This window comes from Gemmatimonadales bacterium (assembly GCA_030697825.1).
Lineage (GTDB): Bacteria > Gemmatimonadota > Gemmatimonadetes > Gemmatimonadales > JACORV01 > JACORV01.
Window position 1 is genome coordinate 1 of sequence record JAUYOW010000121.1, and the last position, 5,905, is coordinate 5,905.

A 5,905-nucleotide genomic window follows, 5' to 3' on the forward strand; every position below is an offset into this window, starting at 1 on the left:
CCAGAGATTCGGGTTTCGTCCTTGGCTGGGTCGGCCTGGCACGCGCGTTTGAGCGCGCGAGGACATGGCAGTTCCCTGTCCCCGGCGTTCCGCGCGACAGCGTCCTCGCGCGCCTGGTGGCGGCGGCCGAGCGGGCGAACGAATTGGACTCCACCAACGCGGAAGTGTGGATCATGCGGGCCCGGGTCTCCGAAGCCCTCGACCCGACGAGCAGGGGGCCAGGCATCCGCTACCTCCGTCGCGCCCTTGCCATCGACTCCATGGACGCCGACGCCTGGCAGATCCTGGGCCTCTCGCTCGAGGAGTCGTTCGATCGTGCCGGCGCGCTCGCGGCCTTGAACCGAGCGGTCGCGGTCCAGCCCGGCCACACCGAGGCGCTGACTTTCCTTGCGCTGCACTACTTCTGGGCGCGGCAGTACGACACGGCCGCGGTGTGGGCGGACAGCGTCGTGGCCGTTGATCCCACCCTTGTCGTGGCGCGTTACGCGGCTGGCACGGTAGCTATTGAGCGTGGTCGCCGATCTGAAGCCGAGGCGCAGCTGCAGGCATGCAACCGCCTTGCCACCTCCGCCGACGTCCAGTGCCTTACAGGCCTGGCGCGGCTCGCCGCCCGCACCGGCGACCCGGCCGCGGCGAGAGACTATCTGGCGCAGGCCCTCGCCCGCACTGATTCGATCTCGCCCTCGGTGCACGGGGCCGTCTACCTGGCGTGCGCGTACGCCACGCTCGGTGATCCCGATCGCGCTCTGTCGTGGCTCACCCGCTACTCCCCGCGCCGCGACATGCACTTCCAGATGCACATGCGGTACGAGCCGGCCCTCGACGCCCTGCGCTCGGATCCACGGCTCCAGGCGCTACGCACGGAGACCAGATGAGCCGGCCCCGGTGCTGGTCACTCAGCGCCGCGCTGAGCTCCCTCATCACGTATCACCCATCACGTCATCACCCATCACCTATCACCTATCACGCTTCTTTTTCGTAGATTAGTCCCGTGCCACTGCATCCTGTCTACGGCCACGACGCCATCAAGGACCGCCTCACCGGCGCCATGACCGCCGGCCGCCTCCCGCCGGCACTGCTCCTCGTGGGCGCTCCGGGCGTCGGCAAGCAGCGCCTCGGCCTTTGGCTCGCTCAGGGCCTCGTGTGCGAGAAAGGGCCGGGCACGCCGTGCGGAGCATGCCATGGGTGCAAGCTCGCCGCGACGCTCACCCACCCGGACATACACTGGTTCTTCCCGATAGCGCGGCCCAAAGGCGACGAGTCGAAGCAGGTCGAGGAAGCCGAGGAGCAGCTCGGCGCGGCGATCGCCGCGCGACGCGAGCAGCCCCTATACGCTCCGCCCGACGGCATGGCGGGCCTTTTCCTGCCGCTGGTGCGCTCCCTGCACCGTCGCGTCCAGATGCGCCCGGCGATGGCTCGCCGCAAGGTCTTTCTCGTCGCCGAAGCGGAGAGGCTCGTGCCGCAGGCGTCGAGCCCCGAAGCGGCCAACGCGATGCTCAAGGTGCTCGAGGAGCCTCCCCCCGATACCTACTTCATCCTCACGACGTCCGAGCCCTCAGCACTGCTGCCCACCATCCGCTCGCGGCTGGTGCAGCTGCGCGTGAAGCGCCTGCGCGCCTCGGACGTGGCGCGGTTCCTGGCCGAAGTGCCTAACCCGCCGCTCTCGGCCGCGGAAGCGACGCGCCGTGCCGACGTCGCGGGCGGGTCCATAGGCGCCGCGCTCGCCCTCTCGGCCGAAGCTGAGGAATCGCGCGCCGCCGCGCGCCGACTGCTGGAGACGGCCGCGAAGGAGCCGGCGTCCCGCTACCGCTTCTCGCTCGCGGTAAGGCCATACGGCGGCCGCGGCGACTTCACCGAGACGCTGGACGCGGCCGCCGAGCTGCTGCGCGACGAGCTGGCCGAGAAGCTGCGCGATCCGGCCGCGTCGGCCGGCAACGACGCGTCGGCTACGGGTCTGCTCGCCTCCATCCGCGAGATCGAGAAGGCGCGCCGGCTCGCCCAAGGCAACGTGAACCCGCAGCTCATCGTGGTGGACCTGCTGAGAAGGCTCGCGGAGTGCCGCGCATGAAGAAGCCGAAGACGCGCCAGCGCTCCAGCGCGCCGGCGCGCGCGCCAGGCGATCTCTCGCACGTAGACGCGAAGGGGCGCGCTCGCATGGTGGACGTGGGCGACAAGGCCATCACCGAACGCCGAGCCGTCGCCGAAGGCCGCCTAGGCATGAGCAAAGAGGCGTTCGCGTTGGTGAAGGCGAACCGCATGGCCAAGGGGGACGTGCTGCGCGTCGCCGAGCTGGCGGGCATCGGCGGGGCCAAGCGCACCGCGGACCTGATCCCGCTCTGCCATCCGCTCACCCTCGATCACATCTCCGTCGAGGCAAGGCTCGACGCAAAGCTACCGGGCGTGCGGGTGCGCGCTGAGGTGCGCCTGAAGGGGAGAACGGGCGTCGAGATGGAAGCGCTCACGGCTTGCTCCGTGGCGCTTTTGACAGTCTATGACATGGTGAAGGCGGTGGATCGAGGAATGTCGATCGGAGAGGTGAGGCTCCTGCTGAAGTCGGGGGGAAGGTCGGGGAACTGGAAAAGAGGTTGAAGAAAACTAGTTCGGTATCCTGATCCCCTGCCCCACCCGGATCCTGCCCGCGGCCGACAATCCGTTCTCACGCAACAAGGCCTCCAGCGGGACGTGGAACTGCTCGGCGACGCCGGAGAGCGTTTCTCCCTGCCGGACGATGTGAACCCTCCGCGTCGTACTCTCCCGCGCGGTCGCGCGGGTGCCCGAGGCTGCCGCCGCGGGGCTCCTGCGAACCGTCGTAGGGCGCCGTGCGGCGGCGGCGGTCCGCCTCGCGGTCGCCGTCCCGCTGCGCCGGACTGCTGGGGTCACCGCCCTCCGACCACCCAACGACGTAGGGATGATCAGGCGCTGGCCCGGACGCAGCCGGCGGGCGCTCACCCCACGATTCGCGGTAGTGATGTCCGCCACGCTCACGCCGTAACGCCGCCCGATCCGCGATAGCGTCTCCCCGCGCGCCACGTAATGGATGAGCACCGTCACCCGCTCGCTGGCCGGCAGAACCGCGAGACGCGACGTCATCGAATCGGTCATCCCGATGGGAACCCGCACCCAGACCGTGCGGTCGGGAGGCGTAACGGACCGGTACAGTTGCGGGTTCATCTCTTCGATGGCATTCCGCGTCGTGCCCGCGAGCCGTGCCAGCACGTCTAGTCCGACCGAGAAGTGCACCTGGACCGAGTCGTACCGGAGCGGCTGCCAAGGTTCGATGCCCGTGAAGCCCCAGCGCACCGGCTCCTTGGCCAGCAGCGCGGCGGCGATGAGCTTCGGCACGTAGTCCCGCGTCTCTCGCCGCAGGAACGTGCCCTCGGCGAGTGCGAAGTACTGGTCGTCGCCGTTCAAGGCCCCGAAGTCGTGCCGGCGGAGGCCTCGCTGAATCTTCCCCGGTCCGCTGTTGTAGGCGGCCGCCGCGAGGTAGAGCGAGCCGAACCGGTGGTTCAGCTCGGTGAGGAAACGGATGGCGGCGTCGGTAGCCAGATACGGGTCGCGCCGCTCGTCCACCCAGGCGTCCACCGTCAGCCCATACCGCCGCCCCGTCTCCGGCATGAACTGCCACAGCCCGGTCGCGCCGACCCGGCTCCGCGCATTCTGGTTCATCCCGCTCTCGATCATGGCGAGATAGATCAGGTCCTGCGGTAGCCCACCCGCGGCCAGGCGGGTGCGGATCATCGAGTCGTAACGGCCGAGGCGTGCGAGATAGATCTCGAAATGGCGGCGCGCCCGGCCCGAGAAGTAACCCATGTAATACTGCACCCGCTCGTGCGACGTGTAAGAACCCACGTCTATGTCCCAGGTCGCGGACGCTGCTGCGGCCTCGGGACGCCCGAACAGGCTCGCCGCCTCCCGGTGCACGGCCTCCGGCGCGACCGCGACCCCACGCGTCAGGGAATCCCCCGTCATCTCCCGCAACGAGTCGAGGAACACGTCGTCGGGAAGCGTGTCGGTGTGGGTGGTCGAGGTTCGGGTGGTCGGTACGGGGTCGGCGGGTGATCGCGGCGACGTGGGGCGGGCCGCGGCGCTCTCGGGCGCACAGCATCGGCCTGCCGGAGGGTCCGCGTTCGCAGGCCGCACGGCGACGGGCGTCACCGGGGCCGGCGAGGCGGGCGCGCACGCCGCCATTCCAACCCAAAGAACCCACCCGAGCTTCCTCAGAACGCGCCTCTCCGATGGCTGATGGATCGAGCTACCCCCAGACGCCGCAATATGTTCGGCCCGCGTCGGCCGGGTCAAGGAGGCCCGCCAAAACGGCACGCGGCTCTGCCAGCGTCCCTCAGCCGCCCCGCTGTGCCAGTTCGCGGAATCGCTTGGCGAGGTCCTTCGTCACGTCACCCACCTGCCCGCACCCGATCTTACGCCCATCCATCTTGACGATGCCGACCACTTCCGCGGCGGTCCCGGTGAGGAACAACTCATCGGCGGTGTACAGGTCGTATCGCACGAGCCGCTCCTCGATCACTTCGTGGCCCGCCTCGCGCGCGAGCTCGATGACGGCGCCGCGCGTCACGCCTCGCAGGATGCCGTTGGAGCCCGGCGTCGTGCGCACGCGCCGCCCAGTCACGCAGAAGAGGTTCTGGCCGGTCGCCTCAGCCACCTCGCCGGAGGGCTCGAGCATCAGAGCCTCGTCGGCACCGGCGTTGTTCGCCTCGATCTTGGCCATGATGTGCGAGACGTAGTTGAGCGACTTGATCTGGGGAGCGAGCGCACTGGGGAGGTTCACCGGGATCGACGACGTGATCGCCGAAAGTCCGCGATCGTAGACCTCGACCGGCCACAGCGCGATCCTGTCGGCGATGCAGAATACCGTCGCGCGGGGGCACTTTCGGGGGTCGAATCCCAGGTCCCCGAACCCCCGCGTCACCACCAGCCGGATGTACGCGTCCGTGAGGCCGTTGACCCGCATGCAGTCTTCGACCATCGCGGTCATCTCGTCCTTCGACATCGGGATGTCGAGGACCAGCGCCTTGGCGGAGGCGTAGAGCCGGTCGACGTGCTGGCTCAGGCGGAATACTCGCCCGTTGTAGGCGCGTATCCCCTCGAAGACGCCGTCGCCGTAGAGCACGCCGTGGTCGAAGACCGAGATCTTCGCGTCTTCTTTCTCGTAGTACTTGCCGTCCAGCCAGATCTTGGGCACCGCGCTCTCAGGGTGGGAGACCGCGCAAAGATAGTGGGCTGCGCCCCGCCCACGGAAGATTCGGCTACCGCGGTTCACTCTGGAGGCGGAGGGTCTCCTCCAGGCGGCTGACGCGGTCCTGCAAGGCTCGCATGAAGAGGAAGATGAGCACCAGCGCCAACGCCATCACGATCTCCCACACCGTGTGGCGCAACAGTCCCTGGTAGTAGACGTGCCGCCCCGCGATGACGACGTTCGCCAGCAGTATGCCCGCCAGCACGAAGTGGAACAGGGGCACGTAGCGGGCGAGGTTCGCGTACGTCTGGGGCTTTGGCTCGGCCATGGCGCGGCTCCTGGGGTATGGTGAGGCGGTGAGGATAACGCCTGGCGCGGCTGCGCGCCAGATTGAAGCATGAGCACGCCTCGCAAGGCCCGCCAACAGCCCGACGTGCAGAAGCAGAGGCACGCTACCGCAGCCTCTTCGATCAGGTTCCCATCGGCATCTTCCCGCGGGCCTGGCGATGCTCGAAGCGGATTCGGCCGAGCCGGTAGCCCTTCACCGCCGAGCGGCTCGCCGAAATGGTCCGGGAGGTGTTGGACCGACAGTGACCCGGGTGGGCATCGAACCCACGACCTACGGATTAAAAGGCATCACGCGGGTCACGCACCAAACCGCGAGCCCGCGAATAACCGCGCAACTGCGCCGTTGCTCCCGAGGCGTCCGCG

6 protein-coding genes are annotated in these 5,905 nt (G+C 68.7%); 3 read left to right on the forward strand and 3 right to left on the reverse strand.

Annotation, left to right across the window (positions count from 1 at the left end):
• The 3 genes from Q8Q85_06215 to moaC form a co-directional block, all read left to right on the forward strand.
• Window positions 1-875: hypothetical protein (locus tag Q8Q85_06215; protein MDP3773847.1), on the forward strand; the 875-nt coding region annotated here is incomplete at its 5' end.
• Between the two features lie 116 nt (window positions 876-991).
• Window positions 992-2,068 carry a hypothetical protein gene (locus Q8Q85_06220; GenBank protein ID MDP3773848.1) on the forward strand — a complete coding sequence of 359 codons (1,077 nt, stop codon included), beginning with the start codon at window positions 992-994 and terminating at the stop codon, window positions 2,066-2,068.
• Window positions 2,065-2,589: a cyclic pyranopterin monophosphate synthase MoaC gene (moaC, locus tag Q8Q85_06225; protein ID MDP3773849.1), complete on the forward strand. Its 525-nt coding sequence runs from the start codon at window positions 2,065-2,067 to the stop codon at window positions 2,587-2,589. Before Q8Q85_06220 ends, moaC begins: the two co-directional genes overlap by 4 nt.
• A 6-nt stretch (window positions 2,590-2,595) precedes the next feature.
• Here the strand turns inward: moaC and Q8Q85_06230 are convergent, their stop codons facing one another.
• From Q8Q85_06230 to Q8Q85_06240, 3 genes are all read right to left on the reverse strand, one after another.
• Window positions 2,596-3,993: a transglycosylase SLT domain-containing protein gene (locus Q8Q85_06230; GenBank protein MDP3773850.1), complete on the reverse strand. Its 1,398-nt coding sequence runs from the start codon at window positions 3,991-3,993 to the stop codon at window positions 2,596-2,598.
• A 346-nt stretch (window positions 3,994-4,339) separates the two neighbouring features.
• On the reverse strand, window positions 4,340-5,200 hold the full coding sequence (gene ilvE / locus Q8Q85_06235; GenBank protein ID MDP3773851.1) for a branched-chain-amino-acid transaminase: 861 nt from the start codon (window positions 5,198-5,200) through the stop codon (window positions 4,340-4,342).
• A 64-nt stretch (window positions 5,201-5,264) separates the two neighbouring features.
• Window positions 5,265-5,522, reverse strand: coding sequence for a DUF6526 family protein (locus Q8Q85_06240; protein MDP3773852.1), 258 nt, complete (start codon window positions 5,520-5,522; stop codon window positions 5,265-5,267).
• Window positions 5,523-5,905 lie beyond the last annotated feature (383 nt).